The sequence below is a fragment of the Henriciella pelagia genome (genome assembly GCF_002088945.1).
Taxonomy (GTDB): domain Bacteria; phylum Pseudomonadota; class Alphaproteobacteria; order Caulobacterales; family Hyphomonadaceae; genus Henriciella; species Henriciella pelagia.
This window is the reverse complement of record NZ_NCSU01000016.1, coordinates 1-11,204: the sequence shown is the minus strand read 5'-3', so window position 1 is coordinate 11,204 and position 11,204 is coordinate 1. Positions and strand designations below refer to the sequence as shown.

Below are 11,204 nucleotides of genomic sequence, written 5' to 3'. Positions count from 1 at the left end.
TGTTATCGCCAAGCTCAGGCAACGGACCGGCTCCGATCAAGAACACGCACCTGCCCCAGAATGATTTCGGCCGCGTTTTCAGCGATGACCATGGTCGGGGCGTTTGTGTTGCCGGCGACAAGGCTTGGCATGATGGATGCGTCCACCACCCGCAGCCCAGATACACCGCGAACTTTTAGTTCCGGATCTACAACTGAAGCCTCGTCCGCACCCATTCGGCATGTGCCAACCGGGTGATAGATTGTTTCTGCGCTTTCCCGAATGAATGCCGCAATCTCATCGTCGGTCTGTACGGATTTGCCGGGGTGCACTTCGTATTTGCTGTGCGCAGACATTGCCGGAGCTTCGAGTATCCTGCGTCCGGCTTTAAAGGCCGCAATCATCGTTTCCATATCTTCCGGATCCCCAAGATAATTCGGCTGAATCAGAGGATCGTCCAACGGATCCGGGCTGTTGAGGCCGATATAGCCGCGGCTCTTGGGCAAAAGATCGCAGATGTGAAGCGTATAGCCATAACCGAAAGCGATCTTGCGGCCATGATCCTTCAGATATGTGGGCAGAAAGTGAAACTGAACATTTGGCCTGTCGCGGTCAGGGGACGACCTAATGAATCCACCGCTTTCCGCAACATTTGACGTGAGAAACCCTTTACGTCTGAAGACGTAGGAAAACAAACCACCAATGCCACGCGGCAGAAAGCTGGGCGCGACACCGATCGGGCGCCGTGAGCTAGCAGCATGCATAATCGTTACATCGAGGTGGTCGGCCATGTTCTTGCCAACCTCGGGAAGGTCGTGAACGACGGCTAGACCATGGCGTTTAATTTCCTGGGCATCCCCGATACCCGACAGAAGGAGGAGTTGAGGCGAATTCACGGCCCCGCCAGACAGGATCACCTCGCCGCCGGCATTGAGACGCAGTTGGCGATATTCACTGCCCTGCCGCAAGGTGACACCCGTTGCGGACTTTTCTTCCATGACGACGCGGGTCACACGGGCGTCGGTGATGACTTCAAGATTGGAACGGGACTCAGCCCCCCGCAGAAAGGCTTGCGCCGAACTCCAGCGCCTTCCGTCCTTTTGCGTGACCTGGTACATGCCCAGCCCCTCTTGCGAACCGCTATTAAAATCGCCGTTGTGGGGAATCTGCAATTCACGCCCAGCCTGTACGAAATCGCGGCTCAGAGGGTTCACGGTTTTCAGCTCGCTCACGGAAAGCTCGCCGCCCTTGCCGTGGGTGTCGGTTGCACCGAACCGATGGTTGTCTTCGATCCGCTTGAACAGGTCGGACATGCGGTCCCAGCCCCAGACATCCGTGCCTGCCTCGGACGCCCAGTAGTCGTAATCGGCCTTGTGCCCGCGGATATAGACCATGGCGTTGATGGACGACGACCCGCCCAGTGTTTTGCCACGAGGCCAGAACAGTCTACGGCCATTCAAATGTTCTTGTGGTTCGGTATCGAATGCCCAGTTCAGCTTTTTGCTATTGGCCAACAATGCGATCCCCACTGGCATGTGAATCAGGGGGTTCTTATCCTTTGGGCCCGCTTCGATAAGCGCGACGCGTTTTGCCGGGTTTGCAGACAACCGGTTGGCCAGAACGCAACCGGCGGATCCGGCGCCGACGATGATATAGTCGTACATTTCTTCTCTCCCTACTGGTTCCGGGCGGCTGTTATCCAAGCACCCGGACCACGATGTTTATGAGGCGGCGTACAAAGCCCGTGTAAGGCGGGAAAAGCATGTGCGTAATCGAATGCTTTTCCTCCAGCACGGCTTTTTCATGCGAAAATGCCTTGAAGCCATATTCCCCGTGGGCCGCCCCGATGCCGGAGTTGTTGACGCCGCCAAATGGCAGGTTCGGGTGCAGGAAATGCACAACAGTAAGGTTTACGCCCACCGCGCCCGAAGAGGTGCGCGTGATAATCTGGTCAGCGAATTCCTTGCTTTTGTCGAAGATATAAAGAGCAAGGGGCTTGGGGTTTGCGTTGATCTTGTCGATAACTTTGTCCAGATCAACATATTCGATGATCGGCAAAATTGGCCCGAACAGCTCTTCCTGAGTGATTTCCATATCATCCGAAACCTCGGAAATCAGCGTCGGGGCAACGAAGTTCTGGCCCGCATCGGTCTGACCCCCCTGAAGGATACTTGCGCCTTTGGCACGGGCATCCTCGATCAGGTTGCGCACCCGGTCAAAATGCCTATCGTTCACGATCCGGCAATAGTCGGGCGTTGCTTTTTGTGCCTCGGGCGTTTTCCCATAGACCCGACCGATCTCGGCCTGAAGCGCGGTCTTGAACGCAGCTGAAACATCGCGGTGCACATACACATGATCGGGGGCGATACAGGTCTGACCGTTGTTTGAGAACTTACCCCAGACGATGTTGCGCGCGGACTTCTTGATATCGGCGTTGGGCCCGACGATAGTGGGCGACTTGCCACCAAGTTCCAGAGTTACAGAGGTGAGGTTCTTTGCAGCCGCCTCCATCACGACCTTGCCGATTGTCGGACTGCCCGTGAAGAAAATATGGTCGAAGGGCAGCGACAGAAGCTCTTGGGAAACCGCGGCATCGCCTTCGATGACTTTGACCAGGTCCGGTGTGAACGCCTCTTCCACGATGTCGGTGATGACCTGAGCCGCATTCGGCGTCATTTCGGACGGCTTGATGATGGCACTGTTGCCCGCCGCGATTGCCGAAACCAGCGGCCCGAGCGAAAGATTCACCGGATAATTCCAGGGCGCGATGATCAGGCATACACCCTTGGCCTCGGGGCGAACCCGTGCCTTGGTGCCAAACACCCCCAAAGTGGCGCGCGCCCGTTTGGGGCGCATCCACGACTTCAGATGGTGTTTGGTGTGCCGGATTTCCTGAAGCACGGGAAATATCTCGGTCAGTTTCACTTCTTCGGCGGGTTTGCGAAAATCAGCGGCGCAGGCCGCGATGATTTTGTCCTCGTTCCGCTTTACGGCCTCTGCCAGCCGGTCAAGCTGTGCGATGCGTGCCTTGCGGTCAAAATTGGCCCGTCGGGCAAGTTGTGCCCGAACCTGGGTGTCAAACGCCGCTCGGATGTCATCGGCACCGGCTGTTTTGGCGGGAAATGAGGCAACCTGATTCATGTTCACGCTCTTATTTTTCTTCGTAGAGGACATAGTCCTCTTTCGTGGCACCACAGTCCGGGCAGCACCAATCATCGGGGATCTGGCTGAACAAAGTTCCCGGCGGAAAACCTTCGTGTTCGTCGCCAAGGGCTTCGTCGTAGATATGACCGCATGTGATGCAAAGCCATTTCCGGTAGGCGGTTCCGGCGGCGGGGGCCGCCTGTGCCACCGGAGCAGGCGGCGGTGCGGCGGCAGGAGCGGCAACCGCCACGGGTTCGGGTGCCGGGGCCGGAGCGGATGTCGGTGCCGGGGTTGGTGCCGGTGCCGGGGTTGGTGTAGGCGCTGCGGCTTCGCCGATCAGCACAAAGTCCTCTTTGTCGCGGACCGCGCAATCGGGGCACGCAAAGTCTTCGGGTACTTGCGACCACGGCGTTCCTGGCGGGAAACCTTCATGCGGGTGCCCCAGGATTTCATCGTAGGTGTATCCGCAATCCGGGCATTGATATTTAGACATTGTTCATTCCTCCCTCACACACGTGCGTTGACAGGCAAGCACATGCGTCTCTCCAGATTTTCTGTCGGTTGCGTCTGCGGCCCCATCTTTGGGTTAAAGCAAGGGGCTGTTTGTCAGGTCAGTGTTGGCCCCATGGGGGCCAACGCCTTTGTCTGAGATGCCATGCCTGGGTTTTATTCGGCGGGCATGGCGGCAGGTTGTGCAGGTGCGACCGACCCGAATTTTCGGTCATAGTATTCGCGCATGCCGGGCTCGATCTGAATCTTGTTCAGGTCACCTTTGGCCCAGTCCAGGACCCGATGATCCATGATCGATCGGAACCAGGAGGGGACAAGCGCAGCAAAGAACATCGCGGGATAGCCTGAAGGAAGCGCAGGCAGATCCTTGAAGTCGCGCAGCGATTGATAGGACCGCGTCGGGTGCGCGTGGTGGTCCGAGTGCCGCTGCAGGTGGAACAGGATCAGGTTGGACATGATATGGTTCGAGTTCCACGAATGGTGCGGCTTCTGATGCTCATACTTGCCGTTGGGCAGTTTTTCGCGCAGCAAGCCATAATGCTCGATATAGTTGGCCGAGGTCAGCTGCCACCATCCGTACGCCATCTGAATGGGCAGGAACACAAGCATGATGGGCCCGAAGAATGCCAGCAGCCCGGCGTAAAGAACGACGGTAATGATCAGCGGCTGAAGAATTTCGTTATCCAGGCTCCAGACGCTCTTACCATTCCGCTCAAGGCGCACCTCTTCTAGCTCCCAAGCGCGTTTGAAAGCCCCGGGGATTTCGCGGGTTGCGAAAGAATAGATGTTTTCGCCCATACGCGAGGTTGCCGGGTCTTTCGGGGTGGCCACGTCACGGTGGTGCCCTTTGTTATGTTCGATGAAGAAGTGGCCATAGCCCACCACTGCCAGCACCAGTTTTGCCATCCAGCGATCAAAAGCTTCCTTCTTGTGACCCAGTTCATGGCCGGTGTTCAGCGCCAAACCGTTGACGACCCCCAGCGACAGTGCCAGCGCGACGAATTCGAGCGCATTCAGAGAATGGGTTGCGACCCACCAGCAAGACCCGATCAAAGCCGCATAATGCATGGGCACCGTCAGATAAGTAAGCACGCGATAATATCGGTCTCTTTCAAGATCAGGTACGGCCGATTCGGGGGGATTGGAAAAATCCTCGCCAAACATAGCGTCCAGCATCGGAACCGCCAGATACCATAAAATCAGCACAGTCCCGTACCAGATGCTCCAGCCGGTTACCGAGACCAGATACAATCCGATCAGCGGCGTTGCTGGCCAGAATACGGACAAAATCCAAAGATACCGTTTCTTATCAACGTATACTTCATCGGCACCAGCTTGGGCCGTGGACGCTTGGCTTAGATCGCTCATCAGTCTATCCTCCCTACGAAAAGGCTGTTGTGAGTTTCTGTATTGGCCAGAAGAGCATCTCGGTTTCGTATTTGCTGCTTCTTGCCGCTTGGACCTAAGCTGCCTCTCAATCAAATCACTCCACAACTACACGTTCGTGTAGTTTTGAGTTTTTTGTGCGCTAGGTAAGTTGTCGGCACGCCTACGATACATCACTTTCAGGGAGGGAGGGATGATTAAGACCTCCAGCGCAATCCCGAACGACATCTACGATTTTCTGGAACGCATGAATGTCCGTCAAAAGAAATTGACTCAGGGCTGCCTGAGACGTGACAGACTGGATATTGCGGGACACCCCGGCGCGAAATGCCTCCTTTACCAGGCACCTCGCGGCTTCGGCAAATCAGTGCAGATCGCCTTGTGCGCCCAATCAGCTGCCGACCGAGGAGACGATTGTATCTATCTGGACCTGTCGTCGTCCTGGCCAGAGAGCGTCTCTGAAGCGGACCTTATTGCAACCGCGATTGTCGCAATGCTTTCGCCACCGGACCTTCCCGTCACGTCCGGTGATTGCGGCCCAGAGACCATCGCACTGCGTCTTCTTTTCGATTGGAAAAGACCCGTCATGATTTGCTTGGACGGCGTTTCTGACTCTGCCGCCACGCAGAGATTTCTGAAAACGATCACCCTGGAAACGCCAGAAGCCGTTCGACTGGTAGTAAGCGGGCACCAACCGGGCACGTTGGTCACCCTGTCGGTAGTTTCGCATGTGGTGACGATCGGTCCAAGAGAGTTAAGCTTCACTCTTGACGAGACATGTTCAATTCTACCGTTGGAAGCCGACCGGGCGACGAAGATATACAACAAGACGGCTGGTTGGCCGCTTCTATGCGCACTGGCTGGCAAATCGAAAGCATCAGGCGACGCGATCGCTGACCTTTCAGAGATTCGGGCATACTTCGAAACCGACGTACTGGCACAGATTACGCGGCCGCTCCTCGATCACCTGATTAACGCCAGTTGGCTGGAGGAAATCACGGCAGACTGCAGCGATTATGTGTTCAAGATTAACGATTCCAGTTGCAAATTGGCAGAACTAGCATCGCGCCACGGGCTTTTGATGTCCAGCGATGAAAAACCAAAATGCTATGAAATGAACCGGGCCCTGAGAGAGTACCTGCGCAATCGTTTCAACGAAGCAAATGGCTCGCGTCGGTCGTATTTCCTAAAACGTATCGCATTCTGGCATTGGCGAAAAAAAGAGTACCGTTTGGTCGTGGACGTTGCTCTTCGCGCACACGATCACAGCTGGGCCAAACGGCTAACTGATCAAGCTCTGTTAGATCTAGCCCTGAGACAAGGAGAGATTGAGGCTTTGACGATCTGGTTCACGGGCATTCCCAGAGCCAAACTGCTTCAGATGCCATCCTTGGCTATCGGATATGCTTGGGTGCTGTACTTCAGTCAGCGCGCACAGGAAGCACAGGATGTGCTTTCCAGGCTGAACGACCAGAGGGTTTCCGCACCTTCGGAGGAGGAAGATTCGAATGGCTGGGGGAAACTGGTGCATGCCATCGGTCTTGCCACCCACGATGAATTGAAAGAAAGCGATGAAAGATGCGCGGCCTGGATTGATACCTATGGGTCGGCCAATCCTGTCGGCCATGCCGCGGCACAGACGTGCAGAGCATTCATCGCCGCTTCCGGCAGGCAGTTTGCTGCCCTTTCAGATCAAATAGCCTCCGCCACGGTCGTGAGCGGCGCGGTCCGTCACCGTTATGCGTTTGGCTGGCTTGCTGCTGCTGGGATTCTGGCTAAGCTGCTCAATGGCGACATCTATGGCGCGCGCAGCGAGATTCGTCGGGCACAGAAGAACGAAAACGTCGCCCATGAGTGCACACCCTTTACCAAAGGAATGCTCGCGGCCTTCGAGCTTCAGGTCCAAACAGAAGAAGAGTCGATCACACCCGATGAGTGTCTTGTGCAAGAGGCTCTGGATTTTGCGCTGAAATTCGGGGTGACGGATGTGGTGTGGAACACCGTCCGAAGCGCGGCCGAGATCTATATTCGCCAGGGTGACACATTGCAGGCGTTCTTGTTGCTTGAACGTTGCCGCCTGCTGGCAAAGGATCGCGGTCTGAAGCGGCTGGGCATTCTGGTGCGATTGGGCTCCGAAGTCTTTGCTATGGGAACCCGAACCAGCATTCCGCTCACGACCGAGCCGCTTCCGTCCGTCGAAGATCTGGTGTTTCTGCCAAACCAGAATCGCGCCATCCAGGCGGAAATCGCCTTGCTAGAAGCCTCAAGATTTCTGCGAGACGGCAAACTGGGCCTGGCCGAGATGCACGCTCGAAAAGCCCTTTCCAACTTTTCCGCCGTCAGAGACCAACGCGGAGAAATCAGGGCCCAATATACGCTTGCGACTGCGATTTATCTGATCGGCGAAAAAAAGCAGGCGCTGAAAAGAATCGCCGATGCCGATCTGAAGGCACAACAACTGGGCGCTTTCAGGTCCTTGATAAACAGGCGGCATTTTCTGCGTGTCATCAGTCCAGCGGCGAAAGCGTTCTTGGATGAACGGACAACTCAGGTCGCCACGACCAAAGTACCTGCGCATGATGTGCAGATTACTGAACGCCCCTTTGCATATAGATCGGCCCCCTTAAGTCAGAAGCAGGTAATCGTCCTGCAACATGCCGCACTTGGGCTGAGCAACAAGGAAATTGCAGTGCGCATGCATGTCACGGAAGACACCGTGAAGTGGCATTTCAGAAAAATTTTGCGTGGTCTAAACGTCGCCAATCGCACCGAGGCAGTAATGGCTGCGCGCTCGCTTAGCCTCATCTAAACAATCGGTAAACCCGGGGAGGAAAGAAACATGAACACAACTGTGATTATCGGCAATGGAGTGGCCGGAACAAATGCTGCCGCAACCTTGCGCATGAATGGCTACGAAGGTGCGATAAAACTTATTGGCGATGAGGTGTCGCTGCCTTATCAGCGCCCGCCTCTGTCCAAGGCGTGGCTGCAGGGACCGGATAGACCGCAACCAACTCTGATACGTCCTCTTTCATTCTACGAAGACAATCGCATCGACCTGATGCGGGCGCGCAAGGTCGTCAAGATTGATAGGAATAAGCGTAGAATCCACTTTGCGGACGGGAAGACGATGAAATTCAATACCTTGATCCTTGCCACAGGGGCATCGCCGCGTCGTCTTAATGCGAAGGGCGCGAACCTGAAAGGGATCCACTATCTGAGAGACCTGGGCGATTCGGCAAGGCTTCGCCAAGCCTTGAGCGATCCTGGCTGTCGCGACGTTGCAATCATTGGCGCCGGTGTTATCGGGCTCGAAGTGGCCTCTGCCGCGGTCAATCTTGGGAGAACCGTCACTGTTGTCGAGGCCGCCGCTCGTGCCATGGCCCGCGTTGCCTCACCCGCAACAACCAATTTCGTTACTCAGAAGCTGAAAGATGCCGGTGTTCAGTTTCTCTTCAATCAGAAGATTGAGAGGTTCGGCGCCGCTGAACGCCGCGTTTCCTCGATCCATCTTGGCGATGGATCCCAAATAAAGACCGATCTCGTGTTGGCGGGGATTGGTGCAACACCCAATATTGCGCTTGCCGAAGCCGCGGGCCTGGAATGTGACAATGGTATCTGCGTCGATCAGGACATGCGGACATCTGACTCCGAAATATTCGCAATCGGAGATTGTGCCCGCGGTGAAAACGAATTCGCATCCGGAAAACTGCGTATCGAAACCATTCACAATGCAACCACGCAGGCCCAGATTGCGGCAGCGGCCATTTGCAACAAAGAACGTCCCACCCCAGTTCCCCCACGGTTCTGGTCCGATCTCAAAGACATGAAGGTTCAGGCGGTCGGAATATCGTCCGGTTACGATCTGGTTCGCAGCAATGCCTCTCAGCATCCATCAACTTTGGAAACGCATCTGAAATGCGGCGAACGTCTTATCGCAGCCGAGATCGTAAACCTTCCCATTCGTCAGAGCGCCCTTGCGAGAGCGATTTCTCCTCGCATTCCAGTTGACACTCAATAATCCGCAATCAGGTCTGATTTTGGGGCGAGTTCGGTCACTTTTTCTGCTTCGAAGCCGCATCCAGAGTATTAGACAGATTCCCCACCTCGTTCTTCGCGCCTGAATTTGAACTTTCAATAGGTTGTCCAATGGGCGATGCCGGAGGAGACTGATGTTCCGACACGTCAACTTCGCCGGAGGAACACCACATGGACATGCATCAGAATGCCCGCACTGACCCGATCCCTTTGGACGCGGTCACGAACAAAGAATCACCTGGCTGCATTCATAGAGGTAAAGCGATTTCGGCCTGAAGAAATCATATCGAAATTGCGCAAGGCGGAGGCGACTGTGCGCATCGCGACGACTGCCACCCTGTTTTCTTACCACAAAGACAGCTATACTCAACAGGACATTGACGGCTGGCGATCCAGCCCTCCCGCCAGGTTCCTCACAGGCGGTAGCCACCGGAAGGCGAAGCTTTTTTGGTGATTGAACGCTCAATGCCTGGATGGCCGTGATGATGAAGCTTCGGAAATCAGGTGATTTGTGGTTCCGACGTTGACCGGCGGGAGGAAGGCGACCGGCCACTTTTTCGAAATATCGAGAAACCACGATCTGTCGCCATGAACCGCGCCAGCATCGGCGCTATGAGTTTCGCAGGCTCGTTCTTCTGTCCAGTTTCGCGCGCGAGAACGTCGGCATAAGCAATAAGATCACGATGGATTTCTGCGGGAAGTTCTATGCTCAGCTTGACGGGCTTGTCGTCGGGGATGGCGCCCAGTTTCAGTTTAGTCATAGGTCAACTCCGATAGGGTTCGAGGATGAGATCGCGCGTGACCATGACGCGGACCGGAAATCCGGGCCGAATGGTCAAGGTCGGCGGGATGGAAATCTGACGGCGGACGATCTCGTCTCCAGCGCGCCCGATCGTGTCCTGGGTTCCCTCACGAATGGCGCGAGCAATGTCATCGTCATCGTTGGCGCCAAGTTCCACGCCGATGTTCAGGACAGTGGCCAGACCCAGACCAGCCGCCATGAATAGCCGGCCCCAGTGGTTGTTGACGCCGTCTTCGAGCCCGGCATAGCCGGCTTCGTCGGCGCCGGGCTGGCGTTCGAGAACAATGGATCGCCCATTGGGCAGGATCAGGCGTGTCCAGGCCAGCGGCACACGGCTCTGCCCAAAGGCGACGCGGCTGTCGTACTCACCGATCAGACGCGAGCCTTGCGGGATCAACAGGAAGCGCCCTGTCGGATTGTCATAGACATTGGACGTCACTTGCGCGGTGATCTGACCGGGAAGGTCCGGGCGCAAACCCGTGACCACGCCGCCGGAATGACCGCACCGGCCTGGACAACATAGGGGCTTGGCGGATCGACAAGCCGGTCGGTGCTTGTCGTGCGGCGGTCAACGGGTTCGTCGAGGAAGGCTTCCCGTCTGTCCGTGGCATCAGTTGCTGCGCTTGTTACGCTCGCGGGAAAGAACGATCCGGCGCCGGATTGTAAAGGAGCGACTGCAGACGAAGTTTGAGGCTGGTCATCGATGGTGGTCATGGCTTCGGCGAAAAGTCGGCTGAGTCGGCCTGCCTCCAACTCCTGCAACCGTCGCTGTTCGTCAGGATCGACGACCGCCGACACGGGCTGCCCCCGTTGTTGAGCTGACAGGATCGGCCGCCCGAGTTCACGGGGCAGCGGCGGTCCAAGTTGGGGTATGTGTGTGTAGTCGGTCGGAAGGCGTGACAGAAAACAGACTTACTACCGGTGGCGCAAGGAGTATGGCGGGCTGCAGGTTGGCCAGGCCAAGCGGATGAAGGAGATGGAGAAGGAGAATGCACGGCTTCGCCGGGCGATCTCTGATCTGACTCTCGACAACCAGATCCTTCAGGAAGTCATCAAGGGAAAGTTCTGAGCCCTTCACGCAAGCGCGATGCGGTCGATCATGTGGTGGAGACACTCGGCGCAACCGAGCGCCGGGCCTGCCGCGTGATCGGCCAGCACCGTTCCACTCAGCGCAAGCCGCGTGTGCCACGCCAGGATGAGGACATGCTGACAGCGGCCATCATCGCCCTGGCCGAGCGGTTCGGCCGGTATGGCTATCGCCGCATCACGGCCCTGCTGAGACGGGATGGCTGGCATGTGAACGAGAAGCGGGTGTATCGCATCTGGCGGCGTGAAGGGCTGAAAG

At 56.4% G+C, this 11,204-nt stretch carries 7 protein-coding genes and 2 pseudogenes; 3 read left to right on the top strand and 6 right to left on the bottom strand.

Features of this window, described 5'->3' with window-relative positions:
* Positions 1 to 14 precede the first annotated feature (14 nt).
* The 4 genes from B8746_RS16250 to B8746_RS16235 form a co-directional block, all read right to left on the bottom strand.
* The gene (locus B8746_RS16250; RefSeq protein ID WP_084394768.1) at positions 15 to 1,643 is read right to left on the bottom strand and encodes a GMC family oxidoreductase; all 1,629 of its coding nucleotides are present in this window, start codon (positions 1,641 to 1,643) and stop codon (positions 15 to 17) included.
* Between the two features lie 31 nt (positions 1,644 to 1,674).
* A complete protein-coding gene (locus tag B8746_RS16245; RefSeq protein ID WP_084394767.1) occupies positions 1,675 to 3,120 on the bottom strand; it encodes an aldehyde dehydrogenase family protein in 1,446 nt (481 codons plus the stop codon).
* A gap of 10 nt (positions 3,121 to 3,130) precedes the next feature.
* Complete coding sequence (locus B8746_RS17660) at positions 3,131 to 3,616, bottom strand: rubredoxin (RefSeq protein ID WP_084394766.1); 486 nt, start codon at positions 3,614 to 3,616, stop codon at positions 3,131 to 3,133.
* A 173-nt stretch (positions 3,617 to 3,789) separates the two neighbouring features.
* Complete coding sequence (locus B8746_RS16235) at positions 3,790 to 5,001, bottom strand: alkane 1-monooxygenase (RefSeq protein WP_084394765.1); 1,212 nt, start codon at positions 4,999 to 5,001, stop codon at positions 3,790 to 3,792.
* 211 nt (positions 5,002 to 5,212) lie between these two features.
* Between B8746_RS16235 and B8746_RS16230 the strand changes: the two genes are divergently transcribed.
* Positions 5,213 to 7,828 carry a helix-turn-helix transcriptional regulator gene (locus B8746_RS16230; protein WP_084394764.1) on the top strand — a complete coding sequence of 872 codons (2,616 nt, stop codon included), beginning with the start codon at positions 5,213 to 5,215 and terminating at the stop codon, positions 7,826 to 7,828.
* 30 nt (positions 7,829 to 7,858) lie between these two features.
* Complete coding sequence (locus B8746_RS16225) at positions 7,859 to 9,040, top strand: NAD(P)/FAD-dependent oxidoreductase (RefSeq protein ID WP_084394763.1); 1,182 nt, start codon at positions 7,859 to 7,861, stop codon at positions 9,038 to 9,040.
* Positions 9,041 to 9,557: 517 nt separating this feature from the next.
* On the opposite strand, the gene B8746_RS16215 is transcribed toward B8746_RS16225, so the two are convergent.
* Together B8746_RS16215 and B8746_RS17655 are read right to left on the bottom strand one after the other, a co-directional pair.
* A complete protein-coding gene (locus B8746_RS16215) occupies positions 9,558 to 9,818 on the bottom strand; it encodes a DUF2274 domain-containing protein (protein WP_084394761.1) in 261 nt (86 codons plus the stop codon).
* A gap of 3 nt (positions 9,819 to 9,821) precedes the next feature.
* A pseudogene (locus B8746_RS17655) lies at positions 9,822 to 10,762 on the bottom strand (TraB/TrbI/VirB10 family type IV secretion system protein); the annotation flags it as partial.
* Position 10,763: 1 nt separating this feature from the next.
* Between B8746_RS17655 and B8746_RS17470 the strand changes: the two are divergent.
* Positions 10,764 to 11,204, top strand: a pseudogene (locus tag B8746_RS17470) (IS3 family transposase); the annotation flags it as partial.

Excerpts from the sequence above, each read along its gene's own strand:
- B8746_RS16230 (WP_084394764.1), top strand. The coding sequence starts at position 5,213 with ATGATTAAGACCTCCAGCGCAATCCCGAACGACATCTACGATTTTCTG.
- B8746_RS16225 (WP_084394763.1), top strand. The coding sequence starts at position 7,859 with ATGAACACAACTGTGATTATCGGCAATGGAGTGGCCGGAACAAATGCT.
- B8746_RS16235 (WP_084394765.1), bottom strand. The coding sequence starts at position 5,001 with ATGAGCGATCTAAGCCAAGCGTCCACGGCCCAAGCTGGTGCCGATGAA.
- B8746_RS16245 (WP_084394767.1), bottom strand. The coding sequence starts at position 3,120 with ATGAATCAGGTTGCCTCATTTCCCGCCAAAACAGCCGGTGCCGATGAC.
- B8746_RS16250 (WP_084394768.1), bottom strand. The coding sequence starts at position 1,643 with ATGTACGACTATATCATCGTCGGCGCCGGATCCGCCGGTTGCGTTCTG.
- B8746_RS16215 (WP_084394761.1), bottom strand. The coding sequence starts at position 9,818 with ATGACTAAACTGAAACTGGGCGCCATCCCCGACGACAAGCCCGTCAAG.
- B8746_RS17660 (WP_084394766.1), bottom strand. The coding sequence starts at position 3,616 with ATGTCTAAATATCAATGCCCGGATTGCGGATACACCTACGATGAAATC.